The sequence below is a fragment of the Gammaproteobacteria bacterium genome (genome assembly GCA_016199745.1).
In the GTDB taxonomy this organism is placed as follows: Bacteria; Pseudomonadota; Gammaproteobacteria; order Acidiferrobacterales; family Sulfurifustaceae; genus JACQFZ01.
Genome location: JACQFZ010000052.1, coordinates 19276 through 41609, shown reverse-complemented (window position 1 = coordinate 41609; position 22334 = coordinate 19276). Strand labels below are relative to the sequence as shown.

Sequence of the window (22334 nt, the reverse complement as noted above, 5' to 3'; positions counted from 1 at the left end):
CACTCCTCTACCCAGAGCGGCTTACTGAACCGACAGCAACATCGCCCCGCCCTGACCGCCGCCGATGCACAACGTGGCGACACCGAGGCCGCCGCCTTTGCGTTTCAGCGATTTCAACAGATGCAGCACCAAGCGCGCACCGGAAGCGCCGACCGGATGGCCGCTGGCGATAGCGCCACCTTCCGGATTGAGCCGTTCCGGATCCATGGCACCGACCGGCGCATCGAGGCCGAGCTCGGTCTTGGCGTATTCGGTACTGTCCCACGCCGCTTGGCAGCCGAGCACTTGCGCGGCGAATGCCTCGTTCAATTCCAACTGCGCGAGATCGCGCATCTTCAGTTGATGTTGTGTCAGCAACTTGGAAACTGCGTGCACCGGACCTAGGCCCATCTGCCGTGGATCAACGCCGGACCAGGCATGGCCGAGCAATTCACCGAGCACCGGTAACTGATAGCGTTGCACCGCCGACTCGCTCGCCAGCATGAGCATGGCGGCGCCGTCGGTGACCTGCGAGCTGTTGCCGGACGTCACCTGACCATACTTACGATCGAACACCGGCTTTAACTTGGCGAGTTGCGCCATATCGGTCTCGCGCCGCAGACCGGTGTCCTCGGGGTAGAAACGGCCTTTGGAATCGTAAAGCACCTCGACTTCCTCGCGCATGCTGCCGTTGTCGAACGCACCGGCGAGCCGGCGATGACTTTGTAACGCGTACGCGTCCTGCGCTTCGCGCGAGATGCCGAAGCGATGCGCGACCACTTCGGCGGTTTGGCCCATCGACAGTTTGTACAGCGGATCGGTTAAGCCGAGCAGCAATGAATAAACCGGCTGCAGATTGGCCGGCCGAAAGCGTGCAATCGCTTGCAACCGTGCACCAATATTCTTCGCGCCCATGACGGCGCCGAGCCAAGTGGCCATCGACAGATTCCATTGGATCGGCGAACGGCTCATGGCCTCGGTGCCGCCGGCGAGCACTAGCTGCGCCTGACCGAGCCGAATACTTTCGGCAGCGCTTGCCACTGCTTGTAGGCCCGATGCGCAATTGCGCTGCACGGTGAACGCCGGTGTCTGCTTACCACAGCCGAGCCGCAGGCCGATGATACGAGCGATGTTGGCTTCGTCCGGTGCCGCGATCACACAACCGATGATGACTTCATCGATAGCCGTTGCCGCGAACGGCATTCGCGCCAACAGCGGTCGCCCGGCGGCCACCGCGAGATCGGACGCCGCGAATGGGCCGGGCTCGGTGCGCGCTTTCAGAAACGGCGTGCGTACGCCGTCGACGACGAATACACGAGGCTGAGACATGGAACCTCCTCATCTAACAAAGGCATGAGCGATACACTACGCTCGTGCCGGACCTAATTAACGCTAAATCTGCGCCGGTGGAAAATCATCCACCATGATGGCAGCACGTCGAGCGGCGTGCGCCGTGCGGGCGAGCTCGGCTTCCTCGATACTGATCAATCCTTGAGTCTGTGCCGCATCGATCAACGCGTCCATCGTAAACACCGATTGGGCCTCATTTATGTGCTGGAGTTTGCGCTCAACGGATTCGGCGGCAATGACCTTAGCGAGCGCATGTTCTATGCGGCCGACGCCGGACTGCGGATCGGTTGGCACATAAATACCGGCGGTCAAGCGGTCGCGCGCCGCCGACGGCTCGAGCAAAATCGCCGCCGCTTGCTGGCCCAGCTTATCGCTCGGCGGACGGGCGCGGGCGCCGAATGGGAACATGACCCCACCGGCGATAGCGGCGAGCCACCGATTCGGAAAATTACGCAGCACGCCAATCAACGCCTGCTCCAGGCGATAAATCGTATCCTCGCTAGCCCAGCGCAACAGCGGCACGTCTGCCGGCGGACGTCCTTGGTCTTCGAAACGTTTGAGTACGGCACTGCCGATATATAACAGACTCAGCGCATCGGCCAAGCGACCGGACAATTTTTCGCGACGTTTGAGGGCGCCGCCGAGCGTCATCAATGCTAGATCGGAAACGAACGCGAACGCCGCACTGTAACGCGCTAACCGTTGAACATGGCGCCGACCGGGGCCGGTGATCGATACACACGTTAGGCGACCGCCGCTCATGCCGAGCACTAGGCTACGTACAAAATTACTGGCAAAAAAACCGGCATGGCCAAATAGCGCTTTGTCGAACGTCTGGCGCGCGCGGCGGGTATCGGTGTCGGCGGCCGCCTGCATCTCTTTTAACAAATACGGATGGCAGCGCACCGCGCCTTGGCCATAAATGATCAACGAGCGCGTCAGGATGTTGGCACCTTCGACGGTAATACTGATCGGCAAACCTTGATACGCCCGCCCGAGGAAGTTGCGCGGTCCCAGGCAAATGCCGGAGCCGCCTTGAATATCCATGGCATCGTTGATGACCTGGCGCATGCGCTCCGTCAGTTGATATTTAACGATCGCCGAAACAACGGCCGGCTCCTCGCCGCTATCAAGCGCGCACAGCGTGAGATTACGCGTCGCATCCATCAGATACGTCTGGCCGGCGATCCGCGTCAGCGCTTCTTCCACCCCTTCGAAGCGGCCGATCGGCACTTTGAATTGCTTGCGCACCCGCGCATAAGCACCGGTCGCGCGCGAGGCGAGCTTACTGGAACCCGCGCTCAGCGCCGGCAGCGAGATACCGCGGCCGACGGCAAGACGCTCGACCAGCATGCGCCAACCTTGGCCGATGTAGTCCGGCCCGCCGATTAACCAGTCGAACGGGATGAAAACATCCTTGCCGCTGTTCGGCCCGTTCTGGAATGGAATATTGAGCGGCAGATGGCGATTGCCGATGTTCACGCCCGGGGTATCGGTCGGGATCAATGCCAACGTGATGCCTCGCTCGACTTGCGCACCGAGCAGGTGTTCCGGGTCGTAGAGCTTGAAGGCGAGACCAAGCACGGTCGCCACCGGGCCGAGGGTGATATAGCGTTTTTCCCAGGTAACGCGGATACCGAGCACATCGCGCTTGCCCTGAAAATCACCGCGGCAGACAACGCCGTAATCGGGCATGGCACTGGCATCGCTACCGGCCTCGGGGCCGGTCAAGGCAAAACAGGGGACTTCCTCACCGCGCGCCAAACGCGGCAGGTAATGATTCTTTTGCGCGTCAGTACCGTAGTGCAGCAACAACTCGGCTGGGCCGAGCGAATTCGGCACCATTACCGTCACCGCGGCCGTGACGCTGTGGCTGGCGATCTTCATGACCACTTCGGAATGCGCCTGCGCCGAAAACTCCAAGCCGCCGTATTGTTTCGGGATAATCATGCCGAAGAAGCGCTGTTGCTTCAGGTAAGCCCATACCTGCGGCGGAAGATCGCGGCGCACATGCACGACCTCCCAATCGTCGACCATGCGGCACAGCTCCTCCACCGGGCCGTCGAGGAACGCCTGCTCTTCGGCCGATAATGTCGGCTTGGGCAGGCTAAACAGCCGGCGCCATGCCGGGCGGCCGCCGAATAACTCCGCCTCCCACCAGATCGACCCAGCTTCCAGAGCCTCGCGCTCGGTCGAAGACATCGGCGGCATTTGCCGGCGGAAGGCGGCGAGCAAATGATTGCTGATGAGCCAGCGGCGCAACGGCCAGAAATGCAAAATCGCGGCGATTGCCAAAAATACGACCCAGCTGACCACGATCGCCGGCAACGTCGGCGGACAAAGGAGGTGCGCAACAGCGAGGGCGGCGGCGAGGAGGCCGGTAGCCAACAACAACGGTAAGCGCAGATAGGCGACAATGCTTAAGACCATCACAACGAAAACAATCGCGCCCACCACTGTCATTGCCATGCTTGGTCTCCGTGTATGGCCGAGCCGACCCACGGTAGCAGCGTGCTGCTAGGTGGGGCGCAGTTTTGTTATGCCGCCTTCCTACCTTTTATAACATACCCGCTACGGCTAAGGCTCCAATGGTTTCACGGAACGATCGCTCGCTTCTCGGGGTAAACATAAGACCGTTAAATAATGTGAAGCGCTCGTGCTCATCTATGCATACAGCCTGCCGGCGATTCTCGCTTTAATCGCCAAGGTTCTGTTGTTGATTTACTCCCGGCGTTCGCCGATTCGCGATACGCGCACGCGCTTGTTCGTCGTCGCCGTATTTCTGGCGATGGCGCTGAATGCGCTCGAAATTTTCGGTTTTCTACGACTCACCGATAGTTATCTGCCTACCCTGGGCGATTTTTACCACGCTGTCGTCATCGTCTTCTGCGCCGTGCTGTGTCATCTCACGGTGTGCGTCGCCTTCGAAAATCCGCCGCGCTGGTTGCTGATGCTCACTTACCCGCTGGCATACGGGTTTGCACTGGTATTGTTGGCGCTGCTGGCGTTCCCGCCGCAATTAATTGCCGGCTACATCTGGCTCGGTGGCTACACGATTACGAGCATCCCCGGTCCGTTCTTTCCGTTGCTGGAAATGTTTTTCGCGCTGACATTGTTGACGGTGCTTTGTCTACCCATCCGCGGCATCCGCTTGGACCGCAACGGCAAGCTTCGCAGCCGCTGCCAGATTTGGCTGCTGACCGCGGTGCCGTGTGTGTTGCTGGTGGCGACAACGCTGACATTGCTGCACTTCGACATTCGCTGGTTCAACACCACGGTGACCATGCCGATTCCGCTAGCGCTATTCTTAGCTGGCGTCGGTTATGCCATCCATAACCATCGCATTATCGAGCCAGGCGTTTATTTTCCGTTTTCTAAGATCAAACGCACTAAGCAAACGCTTTATCACACCTTGGCGGCACTCATCGAAGACTCGCCGAAATCGTCATCGGTAACGCAATTGCTAAAGCAGTTGGCAGACGTATTGCAGTGCCCGGTAGCGTTAGTTAGCGCGAACGGCGGGGTTTACTCCGACCATGGGATAGGTGCTGATCTTCCGGCAGCGCAGCTGGCCGATGTGCAGCACATGGTAGTTGCTGGAGAGATTAGAGGCCCGCTTAACGATTTGATGAAACAACGCCGCCTCGGCGCGATCGTACCGTTATTTCCGCACAGCCAAACCGCTTCGAGCTGGTTACTCTTCGGTGAAACCTTTGCGCGGCGGATGTATACACCGGCCGACTTCGCCAGGATCGAACGAGTTGTTCAACAACTTGCCGGGTTATTTTTAGACAATCTGCTGCAAACTAACCCAACCACTCGGCGCGACAGTATGGTGTCGCCGGCAACTGTCCCACCGGCTCACGCGCCCGGCATGCCAGCGAAGGAAATTGCTCTGCATCCGTTGGCCGAGCGTCTCGCCCACTATGAAGCCTTTTTGATCAAAGAGGCGTTACGTTCTTGCGCTGGCAATCAAGCCCAAGCCGCACGATTACTCGGGCTGCAGCCGAATACGCTGCACTACAAGTTGAAGCGTCTCAAGCTGGAGATGTAGTTTTGTTTTTTATACCTACCGCACGCAAACATCTTAGATTTTTTTAAAGAGCGAGGTGTTGCTAGCGGCTGCTGTAAGCAAAAAAATGCCCGTGCTTAAGGGGTGGCACGGGCTAATAATCAGAGACGAACAGGGAGGAGCTCGTCTCTGAGGGAGATCGCATCGATTTCGCGCTTGCGGCGCTGTTGTTCAGTACGTTCTCGAATTCTCAGTTGGTAAATATTTCGGACCCAGTGCTGTGGTCAACAAGCGTGCCGTCAACATTCCCCTGCTAACAGTATCTCAATTCCACGTTGATCACCAAACACTTCTATTCAACTTCTCGCCTTACTGCGCTAGCTAAAAAATCGTCTAAAAAGTCATTCAATATTTTGAATGATGTTAACAGCCTAGAATATTTACGCAAGAAGGCTATTGCTGAGTCCTCAAGAAGCCGGGGAAGACGATTGTTGCTAAGGGTTTGTTGGTGGAGTTGGATTGATGGTTGAATCGCCCCGTTGGGGCGATGCTGGTCGAGTTAATAAAATGTAATCAGCGGGGTGCTCCGCCCCGCAACCCAGGGTTACTTTTCTTTGCTGGTGGTCGCTCCTGCGCATCCTGCGCTCGCGACATTCGTACGTCCCGGTACAGCACCCGAAAAGGAACCAAAAGAAAGCACCCCCCGGGGTGGCGCAAAACCTTCCTGTGCTTCTCGCTTTTGGCAACCAACTATGTCTGGCACAGCCCCTCCCTGGGCTGAGCCAGACGCGCGCGTCCTGCGCGCTCGAGGCCAAAAGCGCCGATGCTCGGAATGCGCCACACGGGGATTAAGCGCAACGACAGCAACCGCAAAAGCCCATTTCACACACCCCCCACCCTAACCCTCCCCCGCTGTTGCGGGGGAGGGAATGGATCGGTGGCGGCGGGTGGAAGACAACTAACGGCCTAGTCGTTTTTGCTTTTCATCCCCTCCCCTGCGCAGCGGGGGGTGAGGCGGGGTTTTCGTGAGTGTCCCGTGGACACTCACGCCGGCGAACGGGCGCGCTGATGTTCGCGCGCACTGGGCGGGAATGGTTAGGGTGGGGGCGGTTGCGGTTCTCCACCCTGCTGCAAACTTGCGAAGCCGTGGCGCTTTCACCACGGGGCTTATCGCCATCAACGACCGACCTATTTACGCGCTGTCGTATATAAAAAACTCTCCATCGTATGCTCGGCCAATCCATGCCACGGTTGAGGGAACGTATGGCGGCCATTCGCACGCCATTCGGATTACCCCGAACGGTGCTTTCTAAATTTATTGGAATCGTGGATTAAATTTCGATCATCTCGAAATCGCTTTTCGCCGCCCCACACTCTGGGCATTTCCAATTCTCAGGAACGTCGTCCCAGCGAGTGCCGGGCGCAATACCTTCGTCTGGCGCGCCTTTGGCCTCGTCATAGATATAACCGCAGACCACGCACATATAAGTTTTCATCACTACCTCGAATGTTGGTCACCGCTCGTTTTTAAAAAAGCAATGCGCAACCATGCCGGCCGGCATTATTTAGTTGAGCGGAATGTTTCCGGAAATTTTGGGTCTCAAGCCATCGATGACCCAGTCCGTTAAGATCGCGATAAGGCGGCGCAGTGCGCAACGGACGGCGAATTCTCCCATGTTTAGCGCAAATGGTGAAACCGCAAGCGTAACGGTAGAATTTCCGGCCTCGCATCGACCTACAGCAGAAATGAACCAGCTCCCTGCCGTCGTATTGCTCAACCTAGGAGGGCCGGATTCGCTTGCGGCGGTGCAGCCGTTTCTTTACAACCTGTTTTCCGATCCCGATATTTTCAAATTGCCGTTCGGCCGGCTGACGCAAAAAACGTTCGCCGCGTTAATCAGTCGGCTACGGCAAAAGGAAGCCGCAAAAGGTTATGCCGCCATCGGTGGAAAATCGCCGTTACTGGAGCATACGCAAGCGCAGGCGCGGGCGTTGCAACAGGCGCTGGCTAATTCGGCCGAGGTCTATGTCTGCATGCGTTATTGGCATCCATTGACAGCCGCTGTAGTAACGCGACTCAAGCAACGTGGACATACGCGCGTGATTTTGCTGCCGCTCTACCCGCAGTACTCGAACACCACCACTGGCAGCGCACACAATGAATTCGCCCGCGAGTGTGAGCGCCAACATTACCAACCCGATGTTCGACTGATTTCCCATTGGCACGATCATCCCGCTTATTTACAAGCGATCGTCGATAGTTTACGCGTCGAACTCAAGCGCTTTCCCGATCCCGATTCACAGCAGGTCGAGCTATTGTTGTCGGCGCACGGGTTGCCGCGCAAGCTGGTCGATGCCGGCGATCCGTACGAAGCCCAGATCAATGCGACTGCCGATGCCGTGCGTACCCGCCTCGGCTGGCCGCACATTACGCTGTGTTATCAAAGCCGCGTCGGCCCACTCGAATGGTTAAAACCCTATACCGAAGAAGTCATTCGTACTAAGGCACGCGCCGGCACAAAGCAAATGCTGGTTTACCCGATCGCGTTCGTATCAGACCATATCGAAACGTTATACGAACTCGGCATGACGTACGCGGTGCTTGCGCAAGCGAACGGCATCACGCACTATCGTGTGGTGCCTGCGCTGAACGCGCATCCGCTTCTCATTGCAGCCCTGAAGGATCAGGTCATGAACGCTCTGCACTGATATGACGGCTAACACTCCTCCTGTCGTTCTTATCTTCGGCGGTACCGATCCGACCGGCGGCGCCGGTTTGGCCGCCGATACGCTCGCCGTCGCAACCTTCGGTTGCCATCCGGCTCCGGTCGTCACCGCCGTCACCGCGCAAGACACCGAAGGTCTTAAACAATATTTGCCGATGCCGCCGGAAATTATCATTGCTCAGGCGCGCGCCGTGCTTGAAGACATGCCGGTAGCAGCGTTCAAGACCGGCATGCTGTGTAACTCGGCAATCGTCAGCGCCATCGCCAGCATCGTCGATGACTATCCGGACATCCCACTGATCGTCGATCCGGTACAAGCATCGGGCCGCGGTGATTCGTTGAGCGAAGAACCGCTGGACGACGCGCTGCGCGTGCTGCTACTGCCACGCGCGATTTTGATCACACCGAACACCGAAGAAGCGTGGCGACTCGCGCCGGACGCCGACACACTCGACGCCTGCGCGCAGGAGCTGATGTCGCTCGGTTGCGAGTACATTTTGATTACTGGCACGCATGACCCGACACCGCAGGTGTTAAATCGGTTGTACGGCAACAAACGCCTGCTCGACACGTTCACTTTTGAACGCTTCCACCACAGTTACCACGGCTCCGGCTGTACGCTTGCGGCTGCCTGCGCCGCGGTGCTGGCTCACGGCCTGGCGCCGGCCAACGCCATCGCCCAGGCGCTGCACTACACCTGGAACACCCTAAAACACGGCTATCGACTGGGTATGGGGCAACATCTGCCGGACCGACTGTACTGGGGACGCCTGGCGCAATCCGTCGCTATCGAGTGACGAGAGATTTTTAACCGGTGGCACGGGATTCCATCAACGCGTCGCGCGTACGCGGCCTGTACGCGATCGCCGACACTCGCTATCTCGAACCGACGCGCCTGTTAGACGCCGTTGAGCAAGCGCTCAAGGGCGGTGCCCGCGTTGTTCAATACCGCGACAAATCGTCCACTCCCGAACTTCGCCAACAGCAAGCGCAATTGTTAGCGCGGCTGTGCAAAAACTACGGCGTGCTATTCATCATCAACGACGATGTTGAGCTCGCGCGCAGCACCGCCGACGGCGTGCATCTCGGGCGCGACGACATGCCGCTCACGGCCGCACGCGAGCGGCTCGGCGCTGGCATGATAGTCGGCGTATCGTGTTACAACGAACTCGCGCGCGCGCAACAAGCCGCGGTCGCCGGTGCCGACTACGTCGCCTTCGGCAGCTTCTTTCCCTCCATCACCAAGCCGAATGCAGCCCGTGCCGACATCGGTTTGCTCGACGCCGCTCGTACGTTGCCGATTCCTTTAGTTGCGATCGGCGGCATCACACCGGAAAATGGCGCGCTGTTAGTCGCTGCCGGTGTCGACGCGTTGGCGGTCATTTCGGGAGTGTTCGATCAAGCCGACGTACAGACGGCCGCAAAACGCTACGCGAATTTATTTAAAGACAGAGAACTTTCATGACTGCACGTCCTACTTCGTCCTCGCTCTATCGCCAAGCTCGGCAACACATCGCCGGCGGCGTCAACTCCGCCGTCCGCGCCTTCAAGTCGGTCGGCGGCGATCCGGTTTTTTTTCAGCGCGGCGCAGGAGCGTACGTCTGGGACGCCGACGGCAATCGTTACATCGACTACGTCGGTTCGTGGGGCCCGCTAATTCTGGGTCATGCACACCCAGCAGTAATTCGCGCCGTGCACGATGTCGCCGCCAACGGCTTAAGCTTCGGTGCGCCGACGGAAATCGAAATAGAAATCGCCGATCTCATTTGCACGCTCATGCCGTCGATCGAGAAAGTGCGAATGGTGAGCAGCGGCACCGAAGCGACCATGAGTGCGATTCGGTTGGCACGTGGATTCACCGGCCGCGACAAGATCATCAAGTTCGAAGGCTGCTATCACGGCTCGGGCGATTCGCTGTTGGTGAAGGCCGGCTCGAGCGCACTGACGCTCGGTGTACCCAGCTCGCCGGGCGTGCCGGCAGCGCTGGCGCAGCTCACGCTTACGCTGGAATACAACAACATCGAGCAAGTGCGTGAAGTTTTTCGAACGATCGGCCGCGAGATCGCCGGCGTTATCGTCGAGCCGATCGCCGGCAACATGAACTGTGTGCCGCCGGTACCGGGCTTCCTCGAAGCATTGCGCGAGGAATGCACGCGCCACGGCGCGGTGCTGATCTTCGATGAAGTAATGACCGGATTTCGCGTCGCCCTCGGCGGCGCGCAGAAGCTGTACGGCATTACGCCGGACTTGACCACGCTCGGCAAAATCATCGGCGGCGGCATGCCGGTCGGCGCGTTCGGCGGCCGCGCGGAGCTGATGGATCGCATCACTCCCGATGGGCCGGTGTTTCATGCCGGCACGTTGTCCGGCAACCCCGTCGGCATGGCCGCCGGTATCGCCACGTTGAAGGAAATTTCCAAACCGGGTTATTACGAAAAGTTGGCTGAGCAAACCCGAGCACTGATGGACGGCCTACGGGCGCGCGCCGGCGCCGCCGGCGTTCCCCTGGCGACGCAGGCGATTGGCGGCATGTTCGGTTTCTGCTTCACCGACGCACCGACCGTCACCCGCTTCTCGCAGGTCACCGCTTGCGATATCGCCCGCTTCAACAAATTCTTCCACACCATGCTCGACGCTGGCGTTTATTTAGCGCCATCGGCTTATGAAGCGGGTTTTATCTCATCGGCGCACAGCACTGGCGATATCGAAGAAACGCTACGGCAGGCGGAAACGGGATTCTCTCAGCTAAAAAAATAAGGCCGGGGAAACCCCGGCCTTACGTGCACCCCGCACGTCAATCAAGATTCAACTTACGAGGATGTTCTCGGAGGCGAACCGCACGATGGCGGCTTGCGGGTTGATGGCCTCGTCGTTCAGGGCGATGTCGACCCCCAGGATGGCAACGACGTCGGTGTGATCGCGCACGAAGGGTAGTTCTTCGCGCAGGTAGCTATAGTGGGTCTCGTTCATGTAGACCAAGTTAGGGCGCTCGCCATGGTTACGCTCGTAACTGTTTAGCAAGGTGACTATGTGGCTAAGCATCGCTAACTCCTTCCCCCCTTAGGGGTCCACTGGTTCGGCGCTGTTGCGCTCGGTTCTCATTGGATAAAGAGCAATACTCGTGCCACTAAAGCCTGATCAGTTAAGTCTTTGAATATAAATATGTAGTTATTACCAGCGTTCCGGATGGGTGGAAGGTGCAGGCTACACATGCCGCCGGCGTCGACCATTAAGATGCCCGAACACGGCAAACCTAATGGGTCTATACCAGCGGAACACCGGTACTTTTAAGCAAAAGTGCCGAAGAAAGACACCGGCGTCGCCGCTAGACGACGCCGGATAGTAGGGGGATTAGTGCAGGCCGGCCATGTACTGCGATACGGCTTTGATCTCTTCTTCGGACATGCGGAACGTAATGCGAGTCATGACGCTGTCGTCGTTCTTGCGGCGGGCCGATTTAAAATCTAGCAGTTGCTTCTCGGTATACGCGGCATTCTGGCCGGTCACCCGTGGAAAACGCGGGGGAATACCGTGGCCTGACGGGCCGTGGCAGCTCATGCAGGCGGAAACGCCAGTCTTGGCATTGCCACCGCGATAGATGCGGCCGCCGAGCTGTGCCAGCTCCTTGCTCGTCGCTACGCCGGGTGTCAGCGTTTGGCTGGAGAAGTAAACTGCCAGATCCTTCGCCTCTTTGTCGGAAAGCGGAGCTGCCATGCCAGCCATAATTGGGTTACTGCGGGCGCCCGATTTAAAGTCTTTGAGCTGCTTCACCAAATATTCGGGGATTTGCCCGGCCAGCCGAGGCCAAGTGGGATCGGCACCGCCATTACCATCAGCACCATGACAGGCAGCGCAGGTGGAAACTGCCTTCGCTTTACCGGCGGCGGCGTCGCCTTCGACCACTGCCTGGGCACTAACGCTAATAAGTGCCGTCGCCAACGCGACGAGACCAAAGACGGCGCGAATACAAACTTGCATGAATCCCCCTACGGGCAACAAAAACGAGGTCCGCCTTATACCAAACAGCAGCAAGACGGGTCAATTTAAAGCCACAACGCCTTAATAATCCCCCCTATTGCGGAACCGAGGCAAAAAAAAGCCCCGGAAACAAGGGGAGAGAGTCCGGGGCTGAACAACGTCCCGGCACTTGGTCCGGGACTTTCCCCGCTCAGGGAGGAGGAGCGGGGAGAACGATCTTCCGAAACGTTCGGAAGAATAGACCGGACTTCTTAAGCATGGTTCACACTCCTTGTGAAAACTTCGTCCATGAGGCCGCGGAACTTTCCGGGCTTCACTTAATGTGCTTGGTCCCAATTATGGCCGACTCCGATATCGACGACCAGGGGGACATCCAACTTTTTTACTTGCGTCATGCACTCGCGAATGTGCTCCAGCGCGACCGGAATGAACGGCTCGGCAATCTCGAACACGAGTTCGTCGTGCACTTGCATAACCATACGGACCGGCGCGGCTGACTCGCGAATCCAACGATCGACCCGCAACATCGCTATCTTAATCAGATCGGCTGCCGTCCCCTGCATCGGCGCGTTGATAGCGGCGCGCTCCGCCCCTTGGCGGCGACCGGCATTCGAGGCATTGATGTCCTGCAGATGTAGCCGCCGGCCGAACAGCGTTTCGACATAACCCTGGGTACGCGCCTGCTCACGCGTGCGGTCCATGAATGCCTTCACCCCGGGATAGCGGGCGAAGTAGAGATCGACATACTGCTGCGCTGCCGACCGATCGATCTTCAACTGGCGCGCGAGCCCGAACGCCGACATTCCGTAGATCAATCCGAAATTGATAGCCTTGGCATTGCGGCGCATCTCATCGGTGACCGCCTCCGGCGCGACGCTAAAGACTTCGGCCGCAGTCGCGCGGTGGATATCGATGCCTTTGGCAAATGCGCCGATCAAACCGGAATCGGCCGACAGATGCGCCATGATGCGCAATTCGATTTGCGAGTAGTCGGCAGAGACGATACGCGCACCCGGCGCGGCGACGAACGCTTGGCGAATGCGCCGTCCCTCGGCGGTGCGGATCGGAATATTTTGCAAATTCGGCTCGGTCGACGACAGCCGGCCGGTCGCGGCAACCGCTTGCTGGTAACACGTATGCACACGGCCGGTGTTTGGGTTGATCATCTCCGGCAGCTTGTCGGTGTATGTCGACTTGAGCTTGGCGAGGCCGCGATATTCGAGAAGCAATTGTGGCAACGAATAATCGAGCGCGAGCTCGGCCAACACATCCTCGTTGGTGGACGGCTGGCCGGTCGGGGTCTTGCGCAATACCGGCAACTTCAACTTCTGAAATAAAATTTCCTGAATCTGTTTCGGTGAATCCAAATTGAACGGCTGGCCGGCGGCCGAGTGCGCTTCCTGTTCGAGCTCGAGCAGACGCCGGGCGATTTCGCTCGATTGCGTGCGCAGCATGTCGACGTCGATGTGTACGCCGGTGCGTTCCATGTGCGCCAACACCGGTGCCAGCGGCAGTTCGATCTCGCGAAACAACGATGCCAACGACGCCGTTTCTTGCAAGCGCGGCCACAAGTGCTCGTGCAGTCGCAACGTAACGTCGGCGTCTTCGGCAGCGTAGGTACTTGCCTGCTCGATCGGCACTTCGCAGAAATTGATCTGCGCCTTGCCTTTGCCGGTGACATCTTCGTACTTGATCGTTTTATAGCCGAGATACTTGAGTGCAAGACTATCCATGTCGTGGCGCGACGCGGTCGAATCGAGCACGTACGATTCGAGCATGGTGTCGTAACCGATGCCGGCGAGCTTGATGTCGTAATTGGCCAGTACGTTCATGTCGTACTTTAGGTTGTGGCCGACTTTGAGCCGCGACCGGTCTTCGAGCAGCGGTTTCAATTTCGCCAACACTTGCGCCCGATCGAGCTGCGCCGGCGCACCGGGATAGATATGTGCCAACGGAACATAAGCGCCTTCGCCGCAACGATCGGTAAAGGAAACGCCGACCAACTCGGCGCGCTGGGCATCCAGACTGGTGGTCTCGGTATCGAAAGCGAACAGCGTCGCTTTACCTAAACGCTCGAGCCATTGATCGAGCAGCTGCTCGTCGAAGATCGTGTCGTAGTGCTTCGCCGGCTGCGCTGCCGGCGCCGGCGTCGTGTTCATGCCGCCGAGATCGGCGAGCCACGATCTAAATTCGAAGCGTGCGTACAACTCTCGCAAGCGATCGACTTCAGGCGAACGACGCTGTAATTCGGTCGGGCTGAGAGGCAGTTCGACGTCACACTTTATAGTGGCCAGCTCGCGCGCCAACGGCAGCGTCGGCAGGCCGGCGCGCAAGTTTTCGCCGGCCTTGCCGGTGATGGCACCGGCCTGGGCGACCAGCGCGTCGAGCGAACCGTACTGCTGCAACCATTTCGCCGCGGTCTTCGGTCCGACGCCGGCAACGCCGGGGATGTTGTCGACCGAATCGCCGACCAGCGCAAGATAGTCGACGATACACTCGGGCGGTACACCGAACTTGTCGACGACACCGGCGCGATCGTAAGTCGTATCGGTCATCGTATTGACCAACGTGACCTGCGCATCGACCAGCTGCGCCATATCCTTGTCGCCGGTAGAGATCAATGTGTGCAAACCGCTCGCCGTCGCCCGCCGCGCCAACGTACCGATGACGTCGTCGGCCTCGACACCTTCTATTTGCAACAGCGGCAACCCAAGCGCCTGCACGATCGCATGGATCGACTCGATCTGTTGCGATAGCTCGCTCGGCATCGGCGCGCGGTTGGCTTTGTATTCGGCAAAGATATCGTCGCGGAAAGTCTTACCCTTGGCATCGAACACGACCGCGACATAGGCTGGCTGATAATCGGCGAGCAACTTGCGCAACATGTTGGCGACACCGTAAATCGCACCGGTCGGTTCACCGTGCGAGTTGCTCAAGTTCGGCATGGCATGGAACGCACGGTATAGATAAGATGAACCGTCGACCAAAACCAAGGTTGCCGGCGCGGTCTCCGCCGCCACTGCGGCGCTTTCCGCTGTCACTGATTCGATGGATTTCAAAAGAAGGACCTTTGCCCGTTATCCAGAGTTAACACAGGTATCGAGTACGATCCCGTCATGAAGAACAACTTACCACCCAATCGCGCGCTATATGTGCGCGCTGCCACCGCCGCCGCACCGTCGGGAGTTATGTCGCGCGAATCGTGGAAGATTTTCCAGATCATGGCGGAGTTCGTCAGTGGTTTCGAGCGGCTGGCACAGATCCAGCCGTCGATTAGCATCTTCGGCTCGGCGCGCGTGCCGCCGGACCATCCGTATTATGCCCTGACGCAAGACATCGCGCGCAAGCTTTCCGACGCCGGCTTCGCCGTCGTCAGCGGCGGCGGACCCGGCCTGATGGAGGCGGCGAACAAAGGCGCGTTCGCCGGCAAGTCGCCGAGCATCGGCCTCAACATTCTGTTGCCGCATGAGCAATCGGCCAACGAATATCAGGACATCAGTCTCGCGTTCCAGCACTTCTTCGCGCGCAAGGTAATGTTCGTCAAATACGCCAAGGCCTATGTCGTCATGCCCGGCGGCTTCGGCACGCTCGACGAATTATTGGAGGCACTGACGCTGATCCAAACCGGCAAGAGCGTGCGCATACCGATTATCCTTGTGCATCGGCCGTTCTGGACCGGCTTGATCGACTGGTTCAAGGAACGGCTGATCAGCGAAGGCATGATCAACCCCGAAGATCTCGACCTCTTCTCGATGGCCGATAATGCCGAGGAAGTCGTCGATACTATTTTCGGTTACTACGAGCATGCCGGCTTCGCGCCATCGCCGGAAGAGCAAGAGATCAAGCTCAACTTATGACACCGACACAACGGCGCTTCATCCCCTTCCTGCTAGCGCTCTGCTTGGCCGGCGTCGCCGCGGCGGCTGAGCCCGAAGTCGATGAGGTTCCACCGCCGCCGCCGTTACCAGCCACAGAATCCACCGACGCTAAGGCACCGCCACCGGCGGAAGCACCGACGCCAGAAGTTAGGGTCACCACCAAGAACGGAGAGATATACGAGGAACATCGCCTCAACGGTCAGCTATATATGGTGAAGGTACAACCCAAACATGGGCCGCCGTATTACTTGCTGTATGACGAGGCCGGTCAGATGCGGCGCAGCGAACACGAACCCGACATGGTACCGCCGCGTTGGCTAATTAAACGGTTTTGAGTCAGCACCCCGGCCGAGTATTATAGCCACGCCCTTTTCCTGGAAATAACGCTCGGAGTGCAATGGCGCAGCCCAAGGACGCAGGACCGAACACCCGGACGAGTTGGGCCGACGTAGCGCGCGGCTGGAATTGGGCGCGCGGCGGTTGGGCATACCTCCAAGGCGATTTGCCGTTATGGCTTTGCATGGCGGCCATCTACATCGCTGTCGTCATGCTTCTACAATTCATTCCCTTCGCCGGTTTTTTATTAGTGATCTTGCTAACCGTGATCGCACTCGCCGGCACGCTGCTAGCGTTGCACCACGGCGTCGGCGCAATACCGACGGCACCGGTCGAACGCTGGGCAAAATGGCCAACGCAGCAATTGTTGCGCGGCATCAGCAGCGAGTCGTATGTGTACCCGGTCGCCTTGCTCAGCATCGTCACACTCGGGCTTTTTGTTTTGGTTTTTATCATCGAGCACTTGTTCAACGTGACGTCGCTAGGCGGCCTGCTCAGCAGCACCGCGCGCCGTACGTTCTCGCTCTGGTCGATATTGATCGGCGTGGCGATCGCGCTCATCATCAACTTGGCACTCACCATGGCGCTGTTCTTCAGCGTGCATCGCACCGTGCTCGCCGGTCGCGACCCCATCATGGCGGTTCACGAAAGCTTCAACGCCTGCATCCGCCATGCGATCGCGCTGCTTGGTTTGATCGGTGTCTTTGTGGCCCCATGGCTCGTTATCGTCGCCGGATTTTTTCTCTCACCGATCGTCGGCCTGGCGTTGCTGTTCACCCTCGGCTCCGTGGTTCTCCCCACTTTCGTTGCCGCCAGCTATTGCAGCTACAGCGAGATCTTCGGGCTGGCAATGCGGGCTTAAGCCCGCGATTTAACCGCCGTTCGACCTAACGCTTAGCCCTTTATAATGCGCCGATGACGGTACGCGTTTATTACGGACCGGCGCTCGGCGCCTATGGATTCCCCAACGGTCATCCCTTCGGACCCGATCGGCTCGATGCGTTCTGGCACGAATTCGTTCGCCGCGGTCTCGACCGACACGTCGACGTCGCACCACCGCGACTATGCGCGCACGAAGAGCTGCTGCGATTTCACACGCCGGAATATGTCGCGCGCGTCGTCGAACTATCGGCCAGCGGCGCGGGTTATCTCGACCACGGCGATACTCCGGCATTCGTCCAAGTGTATGAAGCGGCGGCGACCGTGGTCGGCTCCGTGCTTGACGCTGCTCAAGCGATTCTCGATCGCCGTTGTCGCCACGCCTTCATCCCAATCGCCGGCTTACATCACGCGCGGCGCGACGGCGCCGCCGGTTTCTGCGTGTTCAACGACATCGGCGTGCTCATTGAATGGCTGCGCGCGGTGCATCACATTCGCCGGGTCGCTTATGTCGACATCGATGCACACCACGGCGATGGCGTGTATTACGGCTTTGCCGCCGACCCCGACGTTATCTTCGTCGACCTGCACGAAGACGGCCGGTTTCTTTATCCCGGTACCGGCGATAGCAACGAAACCGGCACCGGCGCGGCGAAAGGCACCAAGCTCAACCTGCCGATGGCGCCGGGCGCGGACGACGATGCGTTTGAAGCGTACTGGCCACCGGTCGAAGAATTTCTGCGGCGTGGCCAACCGGAGTTCGTCATCCTGCAAGCAGGTGCCGATAGCGTCGCCGATGACCCGCTCACGCACATGCAATATTCGCCGGAGGTGCACCGGCGAACGGCGCGGCGATTGCGTGCATTAGCCGAGGAATATTGCGACGGACGTTTCATCGCCACCGGTGGTGGCGGCTACAACCGCACCAACCTAGCAAACGCGTGGTGCGCGGTGGTCGAGGGGATGTTAGAAAAAATGTAGGGCGGACTTGTCCGCCATTTTCTTTGGCTTTGTCGATCGGCGGACAAGTCCGCCCTACATTTATTTAAATGTATTTAATGCGTCGTGCTGCGACTGCTAGCGGCTTTCTGCGTAACGACGCGATTACATCCTTCCGCTTTCGCTTGCGCCAATGCTTTATCGACGCGCGACAGCAACTGCTCGAGATCTTCGCCTTTACGGAATTGCGTTAGGCCAATGCTGACCGTCTGCTTTATCTGCACACCGTTGATATCAAAGGTCCACTGCTCGACGGCGCTACGAACGCGTTCGGAAATTTTCTTTGCCGGCGTCAGCGCCGTGTGCGGCAAGATGATGAGAAATTCTTCACCGCCGTAACGCCCGACCTTATCGGGCATGCGCAACATTTCCGACATGACGGCGGCCATGGTCGCCAGTACCTTATCGCCGGTATCCTGGCCGTGTTTGCTGTTCACCTGCTGCAGATGATCGACATCGGCGATCGCTACCGCCAACGGGTCACCGTAGCGTTGCGATTGTGCCATGGCATCGAGCAGACCCATGGTGATACCACGGCGGTTCATGATGCGCGTCAGCGGATCGGTCAGTGTCAACTGGCCGGTGTCGGCGGCAGGTTCGGCCACCGCCGCCATCGTCGGCAACGCGGTCGCACGTTGATCGAGTTCGCGGCGCAGCGGCCTGAACACCAACCAATAAATCGCCGGCCCAGCAATGGCGGCGAGCAATACCGCATTGATCAGCACGCGCGTGCCTTCGTTCGGCACAGCGACGGTGTAAAGCAATCCGGTGATAACGAGGTCGGCGATCAGAAGAATGCCGATGATGGCGATTAAAGCTTTGCCGGCTATTGCGGCATCGTTTTTAGTATCTTTCAAAATACTCTCCACGGGCGGCGTCTCTCAAAACTATAGCCCATGTTACACGTGCAGCGCTTACATCGCATGTAACCGGGCGTACGCCAGGACCAACCATTTGGCGCCGGCCTGCTCGAAATTTACTTGCACGCGGGTATGAGCGCCGGCACCTTCGTAGCTCATGACCACACCTTCACCGAACGTGTCATGGAGCACGCGGCTACCGAGGCGCATACCCGGCGGCGCCTCGCCTTTAGCGGCGGCGGCGACCATCGACACCGGTGCCGGCCGCGACAAGGTCGGTTGCGCGCGCAACTCTTTGATGAGCTTGGCATCGATCTCGCCCAAAAATCGCGACGGGCTGCTGTAGTGCTCGCTGCCATGGAGCCGGCGAACTTCGGCCAACGTTAGCACCAACCGCTGCTTGGCACGGGTCATGCCGACATAACAAAGCCGGCGCTCTTCCTCGAGCCGGCCGGTCTCGTCCATCGACCGTTGGTGCGGAAACAAACCTTCTTCCAGACCCGTCAGAAAGACCAATGGAAATTCCAAGCCCTTCGCCGAGTGCAGACTCATGAGCTGGACACTGTCTTCCCACGCCTCGGCCTCACCTTCGCCCGCTTCGAGCGCGGCATGCGCTAGGAATCCCGACAAGGGTTCGAGGCCGTCGGCCTGGTCGTGTACGTAGTTACCGGTAGCGGTAACCAATTCTTCCAAGTTCTCGACACGCGCTTCGCCTTTCTCACCCTTTTCTTTCTTATAGTGTTCGAGCAAACCGCTCTGCGCTAACACGTGATCAACTTGCTCGCTCAACGGTAGGCCAGCGGTGTCTTGCGCCAGCCGCTCGATCAGGTCGAGAAACGCCTTGAGCGCCAGCGCCGCACGCGTCGGCAACGCGTTGCTGGCAATGATCTGTTGGGCGGTGTCCCACAGTGAGCGCTCGGCGTTTTTGGCGGTTTCGCGCAAAATTTCCAAGGTTTTCAAGCCGATGCCGCGCGTCGGCACGTTAGCGATGCGATCGAACGATGGGTCGTCGTGGCGGCCGGCAAGCAGTCGCAAGTAGGCCAACGCATCCTTAATTTCGGCACGTTCGAAGAAGCGCAGGCCACCGTACACACGGTACGGCACGCCGGCGTTCATTAAGGTCTCTTCGATCACGCGCGACTGCGCGTTCGAGCGGTATAAAACCGCGACCTCGCTGCGCTTACCACCGCTTTGCGCCCATTCTTGAATCGATTCGACGACGAAGCGTGCCTCTTCGAGATCGTTGTAAGCGGTGTAGAGCAGGATCGGCTCGCCGTCCTCACCCGAGGTCCATAATTTCTTGCCCAGGCGGCCGCTGTTGTGATCGATGACGCTGTTGGCGGCTTTTAATATGTTGCCGGTCGAACGGTAATTCTGCTCCAGCCGCACGACCTTAGTACCGGGATGGTCGGATTCGAAGCGCAAGATGTTTTCCACCTTCGCACCGCGCCAACCGTAGATCGACTGATCGTCGTCGCCGACGATAAATAAATTGTTCTGCGTGCCGGCGAATTGCTTGAGCCAGGCGTACTGGATGCGGTTGGTATCCTGAAATTCGTCGACGAGAATGTGACGAAAGCGCGCCTGATAATGTTCCCGCAAGCGCGCGTCGTTTTGCAGGGTTTCGTAGGCGCGCAACAACAACTCGGCGAAATCGACTAATCCGGAGCGGCGGCAAGTTTCTTCATACGACCGATAAACCCGCAGATACTCGCGATGCTGCGGATCGGCTTGGGCGGCGCTGAGCTGCTCCGGCCGGCGGCCTTCATCCTTGTGATGATTAATGAACCACTGTGCCTGTCGCGGCGGGTAATAGCCCTCGTCGAGATTGAGGCCCTTCAAAATGCGGCGAATCAGCCGGTATTGGTCGTCGCCGTCGAGAATCTGAAACCCCTGCGGCAGCCCGGCTTCGCGCCAGTGTGACCTTAATAAGCGATGCGATAGACCGTGAAACGTGCCGACCCACAAGCCGCCGACCGGCACCTTCAGCATCTGCTCGATGCGCGAGCGCATCTCGGCGGCGGCTTTATTGGTAAACGTCACCGCCAAAACGGAATGCGGCGAAATGCCCTCGACGCCGACCAGCCAAGCGACCCGGTGCGTGAGCACGCGCGTCTTGCCGCTGCCGGCACCGGCGAGCACGAGCAACGGCCCCGGCGCCGCGGCAACCGCGTCGCGCTGGGCATCGTTTAAATCATTAAGAAGATGAGAGACATCCATTGCAGCGCGCCCATCATAACAGCGACCTCGGGCCGACGGGAGACAGCCATGCAAGAGCAACGCCTTGGCAACTATCCCCGGCATTCGCTATCTTTGCCGACGAAAACCGTTTATAAATTCACCGGTCGGAAGCGAAGGGATCTGCGATGAAAACCGAGCGCCGTGACACACCCCGTATTGCCATTTCCCTCGATGCCTTACTCAGCCGTGAGGCCGAAAACTACCAGCGCTCCGTAACCCGCGATATTAGCCTCGACGGCGCCTTTATCGAAGCGGCCGGCCGCCAATTTGTGCAAAAAGACCGGCTTGAGCTCGCCATCAGACTACCGAGCGACGGCGCCGCGCACTATCACCGCTTCCGTGGACAGGTGGTTCGCGTCGTCAACGGCGGCGCCGGGATTGCATTCGATCGGGTCGATACGGAATCGTATGAAGCATTGCTCGACCTCGTGTTTTCGCGCCAGGGTCGCGGGCTTTGGTAACCCGATCGCACTGAAACTGCGTTAACCCGTTCCAGCCAATTTCACCTTAGTCGTTTGCCCTCGGTCGGCTACAGCCTGTACCGCGGTCCGCACGCTTGTTCGGAACGAAGCGCTTCGGTTTACTGCCCTCGCCCAACACAAGGACCCGTGCAATGGAAAACTTCATGGACACGCTCGCGACCTCGGTGCGCGATGCCGTCGGCCCGTTCATGGCGGCGATTCCCAAGATCCTCGGTTTCATCGTCATCCTGGTCATCGGCTGGGTCATCGCCGCACTCATCGCCCGCGGCGTCGCCGCGATACTGCGTACGGTGAAGTTCGACGACCTCGCGCGCCGCTTCGGCTTCAGCGATCTGGTCGAACGCATGGGTCTTAAGGGCGATGCCGCCGGTTTCATCGGCATGATTACCAAATGGTTCATCCGCATCATCATTGATTACTCGAATAAGCTTTGGAACATCTCACAGCCCTACGTCCGATGCTCGCCGGGCAAGGCCGTACAGCACCGTCGCCTACCGACCCGCGGTCGTGACGTACTAAACCCGTGACGATGGTGCTGTGTTTGGAGACAACGAAGCGCCGCCGCACGCCAAACGAGCGGCAAAAAAAATCGAGGAAGAAGCGCGATATCTACC

Annotated in this window: 19 protein-coding genes; 11 read left to right on the top strand and 8 right to left on the bottom strand. The window is 58.8% G+C overall.

The genetic code is table 11. The annotated features are described in order from the left end of the window. Window positions 1-21: 21 nt before the first annotated feature. Together HY308_14390 and HY308_14385 are read right to left on the bottom strand one after the other, a co-directional pair. The gene (locus HY308_14390; GenBank protein MBI3899463.1) at window positions 22-1308 is read right to left on the bottom strand and encodes an acetyl-CoA C-acetyltransferase; all 1287 of its coding nucleotides are present in this window, start codon (window positions 1306-1308) and stop codon (window positions 22-24) included. Between the two features lie 63 nt (window positions 1309-1371). Next, on the bottom strand, window positions 1372-3792 hold the full coding sequence (locus HY308_14385) for an acyl-CoA dehydrogenase (GenBank protein ID MBI3899462.1): 2421 nt from the start codon (window positions 3790-3792) through the stop codon (window positions 1372-1374). A 193-nt stretch (window positions 3793-3985) separates the two neighbouring features. Between HY308_14385 and HY308_14380 the strand changes: the two genes are divergently transcribed. Beyond that, window positions 3986-5383, top strand: coding sequence for a hypothetical protein (locus HY308_14380; protein ID MBI3899461.1), 1398 nt, complete (start codon window positions 3986-3988; stop codon window positions 5381-5383). Window positions 5384-6672: 1289 nt separating this feature from the next. Here HY308_14380 and HY308_14375 read toward each other — a convergent pair. Then, on the bottom strand, window positions 6673-6837 hold the full coding sequence (locus HY308_14375) for a rubredoxin (GenBank protein ID MBI3899460.1): 165 nt from the start codon (window positions 6835-6837) through the stop codon (window positions 6673-6675). 250 nt (window positions 6838-7087) lie between these two features. Between HY308_14375 and hemH the strand changes: the two genes are divergently transcribed. The 4 genes from hemH to hemL are packed head-to-tail and all read left to right on the top strand — an operon-like array spanning window position 7088 to window position 10824. Next, a complete protein-coding gene (hemH, locus tag HY308_14370) occupies window positions 7088-8050 on the top strand; it encodes a ferrochelatase (GenBank protein ID MBI3899459.1) in 963 nt (320 codons plus the stop codon). A 1-nt stretch (window position 8051) separates the two neighbouring features. Next, entirely contained in the window at window positions 8052-8864 is an 813-nt protein-coding gene (locus tag HY308_14365; GenBank protein ID MBI3899458.1) for a hydroxymethylpyrimidine/phosphomethylpyrimidine kinase, read from the top strand. 32 nt (window positions 8865-8896) lie between these two features. Next, window positions 8897-9532 (top strand): thiamine phosphate synthase, encoded by a 636-nt coding sequence (locus HY308_14360; protein MBI3899457.1) that lies wholly within the window; start codon window positions 8897-8899, stop codon window positions 9530-9532. After that, window positions 9529-10824 carry a glutamate-1-semialdehyde 2,1-aminomutase gene (gene hemL, locus HY308_14355; protein ID MBI3899456.1) on the top strand — a complete coding sequence of 432 codons (1296 nt, stop codon included), beginning with the start codon at window positions 9529-9531 and terminating at the stop codon, window positions 10822-10824. The genes HY308_14360 and hemL overlap by 4 nt, the downstream gene beginning before the upstream one ends. Window positions 10825-10872: 48 nt before the next feature. On the opposite strand, the gene HY308_14350 is transcribed toward hemL, so the two are convergent. The 3 genes from HY308_14350 to polA all read right to left on the bottom strand — a co-directional run bounded on the left by HY308_14350 (window position 10873) and on the right by polA (window position 15065). After that, window positions 10873-11109: a hypothetical protein gene (locus HY308_14350; GenBank protein MBI3899455.1), complete on the bottom strand. Its 237-nt coding sequence runs from the start codon at window positions 11107-11109 to the stop codon at window positions 10873-10875. Between the two features lie 309 nt (window positions 11110-11418). After that, complete coding sequence (locus tag HY308_14345; GenBank protein ID MBI3899454.1) at window positions 11419-12045, bottom strand: cytochrome c4; 627 nt, start codon at window positions 12043-12045, stop codon at window positions 11419-11421. Between the two features lie 317 nt (window positions 12046-12362). After that, window positions 12363-15065: a DNA polymerase I gene (polA, locus tag HY308_14340; protein ID MBI3899453.1), complete on the bottom strand. Its 2703-nt coding sequence runs from the start codon at window positions 15063-15065 to the stop codon at window positions 12363-12365. Between the two features lie 96 nt (window positions 15066-15161). Between polA and HY308_14335 the strand changes: the two genes are divergently transcribed. From HY308_14335 to HY308_14320, 4 genes are all read left to right on the top strand, one after another. Next, window positions 15162-15902 carry a TIGR00730 family Rossman fold protein gene (locus HY308_14335; GenBank protein MBI3899452.1) on the top strand — a complete coding sequence of 247 codons (741 nt, stop codon included), beginning with the start codon at window positions 15162-15164 and terminating at the stop codon, window positions 15900-15902. Beyond that, on the top strand, window positions 15899-16258 hold the full coding sequence (locus HY308_14330) for a DUF2782 domain-containing protein (protein ID MBI3899451.1): 360 nt from the start codon (window positions 15899-15901) through the stop codon (window positions 16256-16258). Before HY308_14335 ends, HY308_14330 begins: the two co-directional genes overlap by 4 nt. A gap of 62 nt (window positions 16259-16320) precedes the next feature. Continuing rightward, window positions 16321-17121 (top strand): hypothetical protein, encoded by an 801-nt coding sequence (locus tag HY308_14325; protein ID MBI3899450.1) that lies wholly within the window; start codon window positions 16321-16323, stop codon window positions 17119-17121. Window positions 17122-17174: 53 nt separating this feature from the next. Then, window positions 17175-18119 (top strand): acetoin utilization protein AcuC, encoded by a 945-nt coding sequence (locus tag HY308_14320; GenBank protein MBI3899449.1) that lies wholly within the window; start codon window positions 17175-17177, stop codon window positions 18117-18119. Window positions 18120-18193: 74 nt separating this feature from the next. On the opposite strand, the gene HY308_14315 is transcribed toward HY308_14320, so the two are convergent. Together HY308_14315 and uvrD are read right to left on the bottom strand one after the other, a co-directional pair. Further along, window positions 18194-18994, bottom strand: a complete 801-nt coding sequence (locus HY308_14315; protein MBI3899448.1) for a GGDEF domain-containing protein — start codon at window positions 18992-18994, stop codon at window positions 18194-18196. A 57-nt stretch (window positions 18995-19051) separates the two neighbouring features. Then, window positions 19052-21217, bottom strand: coding sequence for a DNA helicase II (uvrD, locus tag HY308_14310; GenBank protein MBI3899447.1), 2166 nt, complete (start codon window positions 21215-21217; stop codon window positions 19052-19054). 146 nt (window positions 21218-21363) lie between these two features. Between uvrD and HY308_14305 the strand changes: the two genes are divergently transcribed. Together HY308_14305 and HY308_14300 are read left to right on the top strand one after the other, a co-directional pair. Beyond that, window positions 21364-21699, top strand: coding sequence for a PilZ domain-containing protein (locus HY308_14305; protein MBI3899446.1), 336 nt, complete (start codon window positions 21364-21366; stop codon window positions 21697-21699). A gap of 152 nt (window positions 21700-21851) precedes the next feature. Then, complete coding sequence (locus HY308_14300; protein MBI3899445.1) at window positions 21852-22247, top strand: hypothetical protein; 396 nt, start codon at window positions 21852-21854, stop codon at window positions 22245-22247. Window positions 22248-22334 lie beyond the last annotated feature (87 nt).

Excerpts from the sequence above, each read along its gene's own strand:
- HY308_14390 (MBI3899463.1), bottom strand. The coding sequence starts at position 1,308 with ATGTCTCAGCCTCGTGTATTCGTCGTCGACGGCGTACGCACGCCGTTT.
- HY308_14385 (MBI3899462.1), bottom strand. The coding sequence starts at position 3,792 with ATGACAGTGGTGGGCGCGATTGTTTTCGTTGTGATGGTCTTAAGCATT.
- HY308_14375 (MBI3899460.1), bottom strand. The coding sequence starts at position 6,837 with ATGAAAACTTATATGTGCGTGGTCTGCGGTTATATCTATGACGAGGCC.
- hemH (MBI3899459.1), top strand. The coding sequence starts at position 7,088 with ATGAACCAGCTCCCTGCCGTCGTATTGCTCAACCTAGGAGGGCCGGAT.
- HY308_14365 (MBI3899458.1), top strand. The coding sequence starts at position 8,052 with ATGACGGCTAACACTCCTCCTGTCGTTCTTATCTTCGGCGGTACCGAT.
- hemL (MBI3899456.1), top strand. The coding sequence starts at position 9,529 with ATGACTGCACGTCCTACTTCGTCCTCGCTCTATCGCCAAGCTCGGCAA.
- HY308_14350 (MBI3899455.1), bottom strand. The coding sequence starts at position 11,109 with ATGCTTAGCCACATAGTCACCTTGCTAAACAGTTACGAGCGTAACCAT.
- HY308_14345 (MBI3899454.1), bottom strand. The coding sequence starts at position 12,045 with ATGCAAGTTTGTATTCGCGCCGTCTTTGGTCTCGTCGCGTTGGCGACG.
- HY308_14335 (MBI3899452.1), top strand. The coding sequence starts at position 15,162 with ATGAAGAACAACTTACCACCCAATCGCGCGCTATATGTGCGCGCTGCC.
- HY308_14330 (MBI3899451.1), top strand. The coding sequence starts at position 15,899 with ATGACACCGACACAACGGCGCTTCATCCCCTTCCTGCTAGCGCTCTGC.
- HY308_14325 (MBI3899450.1), top strand. The coding sequence starts at position 16,321 with ATGGCGCAGCCCAAGGACGCAGGACCGAACACCCGGACGAGTTGGGCC.
- HY308_14320 (MBI3899449.1), top strand. The coding sequence starts at position 17,175 with ATGACGGTACGCGTTTATTACGGACCGGCGCTCGGCGCCTATGGATTC.
- uvrD (MBI3899447.1), bottom strand. The coding sequence starts at position 21,217 with ATGGATGTCTCTCATCTTCTTAATGATTTAAACGATGCCCAGCGCGAC.
- HY308_14305 (MBI3899446.1), top strand. The coding sequence starts at position 21,364 with ATGAAAACCGAGCGCCGTGACACACCCCGTATTGCCATTTCCCTCGAT.
- HY308_14300 (MBI3899445.1), top strand. The coding sequence starts at position 21,852 with ATGGAAAACTTCATGGACACGCTCGCGACCTCGGTGCGCGATGCCGTC.